Annotated in this window: 1 pseudogene; it reads left to right on the top strand. The window is 69.5% G+C overall.

Annotation, left to right across the window (positions count from 1 at the left end):
* Positions 1-167: 167 nt before the first annotated feature.
* Positions 168-1,205, top strand: a pseudogene (locus tag DBR22_RS15080) (hypothetical protein); the annotation flags it as partial.

The following is a 1,205-nucleotide window of genomic DNA, read 5'->3' as shown; positions in this document are numbered from 1 at the left end:
GCTCTGACATGATGACCTCCTGAAACAGGTGATCCACGCTGTGTGGATCACCTTCAGGATCCCTCCGGCGCAGCCCGCGGACATCGGCAGACCGGGCCTTCTTCGGCATCCGCCCCTGGGTAGTTATGCCCATCGCACCGATGCATACTGGTGGTCAGGAGGTGGACGTGGCCGACGACGCAGATCACTTGGCGCGGGCCCGGACGTTCCAGGCGGCGTTCGCTTGGCGGCAGGCGTGCGACGAGTTCCGCGCCGCCGGCGGGCTCCCGGCCCTCGAGATTGACGATGTGGAGCGCTACGCCGAGTGCGCCCAGATCGCAGGGCTTACCGACGACGCGATCACCGCGCTCGAGCGTGCCTTCGAGGTTCGGGCCGCTGACGGCCAGGTGCGCGCCGCCCTTGCCTCCGCGTTCTGGCTCTGGGAGGCCCATCACCTTAATAATGAGTTCGCCCAGGCCAATGGCTGGATGGCACGGGCCCGGGAGCTTGGTCCGGACGACGCGGGCGGAGAGCCCGGCTGGCTGCTCATCACCATGGCTTACGGCCGCATCGCCGCCGGAGCGTATGACGAGGCGGGGGCGCTCCTTGCGCGCGCCCGCGAGAGGGCTGCCGCCGTGCACGACGCCGATCAGCTGGCGTTCTCGACGCTCCTCACCGGCCGCGCACTGGTCAAGTCGGGCCGCCTTGCGGACGGACTCGACTGCCTCGACGATGCGATGCTACGCGTTGTTGCCGGTGAGACGACGCCACGGGCCACGAGCCTGCTCTTCTGCGCGGCGATCGGCACATGCCAGATGGAGGCCCGCGACCTCTCACGGGTCCGCGAGTGGAGCACAGCCCTCGGCTCCTGGCTTGATACCGTTCCTCCGTTCGGGGGACCGTTCTACGGCAACTGCCTGACGTACCGGGCGGTCCACCTCCGGCTCGCGGGGCATTGGGCGGCGGCCCTCTCCGAGCTTCAGGAGGCATGCTCGAGCCTGGCCGAAAATGCAGGCACCCGCCTGCTCGGCCATGCTCGCTACGAACTCGGTGAAACGCATCGCCTCCTCGGCGACTTCCCAGCGGCCGAGGAAGCCTTCCGGGCGGCAGCGTTCTCCGGGGGACCTACGCAGCCAGGACTCGCCCTGCTCAGGCTCCGCCTTAAGGACGTGCAGGCCGCGGCAGCGGGAATCCGGCGCGCGCTCGGCGAGGCCGCGGAGCCGGGT

This window comes from Arthrobacter sp. HMWF013 (assembly GCF_003061105.1).
Classification (GTDB): Bacteria; Actinomycetota; Actinomycetes; order Actinomycetales; family Micrococcaceae; genus Arthrobacter.
This window is presented reverse-complemented; position numbering and strand designations above follow the sequence as displayed.